Origin of the sequence: Shewanella sp. SG41-4 (assembly GCF_014164505.1) — a bacterium.
GTDB lineage: Bacteria > Pseudomonadota > Gammaproteobacteria > Enterobacterales > Shewanellaceae > Shewanella.
On record NZ_JACJFI010000478.1, the window covers coordinates 1 to 2,034 of the forward strand.

Here is a 2,034-nt window from a genome sequence, read left to right on the forward strand (position 1 = left end):
GACGGCAAGAACTCAGGCTGATGCAGAAAGAATAACCGCAAAGTACAGTTATCTATTCGATGATAATCGTCCTGCTACCAAAATAGTTTTAAGTTTCACCGAAGATGGAAACATGTTGGTAGGCGGTAGAAATGTATCATTGGCGAATCAACTAGCTGGCAATTTTTGGCCATCACTATAGGAAAATACTTTCCGGTATAGACGCTGTCCAGAACAAATGTATGTACAAGCTAATGCGGCGTGTTGTGGTTGTGTAAAATGGAATCGGCCATGGAAAATATAATTATTTTTAATAACTCGTCAAAAATAACAAAATTTTTAGGGGTGATTTTCTTAATATTTTGTGCTTTTTGTTGGTACGGAATTCTATCAAACCAAGAAATGGATGCACTTGCTCGCACTATCACCATTTCAATTGCGTTATGGGCTACCTTATTTTCACTTCATAATATTTTGTACATTGACAGTTTTTCATTTAAGAAAGTGAGCAAAAGTCTTTGTAATACTAAAGGTTATTTCTTTGCCCATAGAGAATATACATATTCTTCCATTAACGTAAAATCAATAGAATTGAGGCTTGCTTCTTTTCTCGTTAATGTAAACGATGAAGGGTAATCCCCCCTAAAAATAGTAGATTTCAAAAAAAGTATTATGCCGTTCTTATTCTTGACAATGATGAATTATATATAGAATGCTCAAATGATTTCGAAGAGGCTAAATTGCAAGTTAAGAAGCTATCAAAAGTATTGACTGTCCCTTGCAAAGTAGATCTTGCGAAAAAAAGTAATAGTAAAAAAAATGAAACTAGCATACTTAGAATGTTTGCCTTACTTTTTGCAATATTATTTGCGATGTATCTTCTGTTTAATTTTTTTATCGCGCATAAATAGATATACTATTTGCTTAAGCGTTATTAAAACAGTGGGTTACGTTTCGATTATCTCCACATTTTTAATCCGCTTAACAAGACGTTGAGGCTGTAGAATTACTCGCTTTAAAGCAAAATACCCTGTTTTATGGGGTCGAAATGCATTACCTAGTTTCTTAAAAGTGCTTAGGATTGATTTCAGGAGCACGTTTTTTAATTGAATTTGGTGTTAGAGTTACTCTACAGTCTCGTTAGCTTGCCTGTCATAATTATTTCTTCCCCGATATGATTATTGACTTAGAAAGGGGTTTTAAATGAGCAATAATGCTTTTGCGAGTAAGACTGTTTTAATTATAAGTTTACTGCTGTTATTTTTTGGCGTTTATCGCGTAATAAATGATTCAAGAACATATTTTTGGACTCCAGTTAGTGCTGAAATTATCAAATACGAAGTCAGATGCTGTAGTTCTAGGGGAGAGTCTGAAAGTGTGTATGTCCAGTATAGATATACACACATGAATCTTGAATATACATCAGAAAATATTTCTTTAAACTACAGAGATATAAATATCTATGGTGAGATGACCTTTGTGCAGACGAAGAGCCGTTATTTTAAAGTGGGGCAAATGTTACCTGCTTATGTATCTGGTGACCAATCAGTTCTCGAAAAAGGGGTAGGTGAACGAGTTATCTTCATTTTTATTACTTCGCTGGTTTTGTATGGATTGTCAAAAGTTTATGCTAATCGCGCTTAATAAACCATCCTGTTCAAGTAGTATCAACAGTAGAGCTTAATCGGCAGTTAACATGGCAATTAAACGGAAATTTTATTGTCGGCTGTGACCTGGTCAACTGAATTCGGTCACCCTAGTTAAGTTCGTTAAGCGACTCCTTTTAATAGCTTATCCATACTCTCAAGCTCATTGGGACTTTAGTCATCAAGGTATGAATGCATTCGTTGGCAGCTATACACATGGTGATGTGGTAATTCATGACATCTTGCTGAGCAGCATAACGCGTTCGATAGTTTCGCCAGTGAACCCGTTCCTGTTTCAAGCTGCCAAAAAAGCTCTCTGCGACAGCATTATACCAACAACACCCTTTTTACTCATACTACCTACAAATCCATGTATTCTCCATATTCGTCTATATTGATGACTCGCATA

At 35.4% G+C, this 2,034-nt stretch carries 3 protein-coding genes and 1 pseudogene; 3 read left to right on the forward strand and 1 reads right to left on the reverse strand.

Annotated features, from left to right (window positions below):
• The 3 genes from H5202_RS24060 to H5202_RS21315 form a co-directional block, all read left to right on the forward strand.
• The coding region (locus H5202_RS24060) for a hypothetical protein (protein WP_220493959.1) at positions 1 to 181 on the forward strand (181 nt) is incomplete at its 5' end.
• An 89-nt stretch (positions 182 to 270) separates the two neighbouring features.
• The gene (locus H5202_RS21310) at positions 271 to 615 is read left to right on the forward strand and encodes a hypothetical protein (RefSeq protein WP_182773816.1); all 345 of its coding nucleotides are present in this window, start codon (positions 271 to 273) and stop codon (positions 613 to 615) included.
• 567 nt (positions 616 to 1,182) lie between these two features.
• Positions 1,183 to 1,623, forward strand: coding sequence for a hypothetical protein (locus H5202_RS21315; protein ID WP_182773817.1), 441 nt, complete (start codon positions 1,183 to 1,185; stop codon positions 1,621 to 1,623).
• Positions 1,624 to 1,799: 176 nt separating this feature from the next.
• Here the strand turns inward: H5202_RS21315 and H5202_RS21320 are convergent.
• A pseudogene (locus H5202_RS21320) lies at positions 1,800 to 2,034 on the reverse strand (IS3 family transposase); the annotation flags it as partial.

Excerpts from the sequence above, each read along its gene's own strand:
- H5202_RS21315 (WP_182773817.1), top strand. The coding sequence starts at position 1,183 with ATGAGCAATAATGCTTTTGCGAGTAAGACTGTTTTAATTATAAGTTTA.
- H5202_RS21310 (WP_182773816.1), top strand. The coding sequence starts at position 271 with ATGGAAAATATAATTATTTTTAATAACTCGTCAAAAATAACAAAATTT.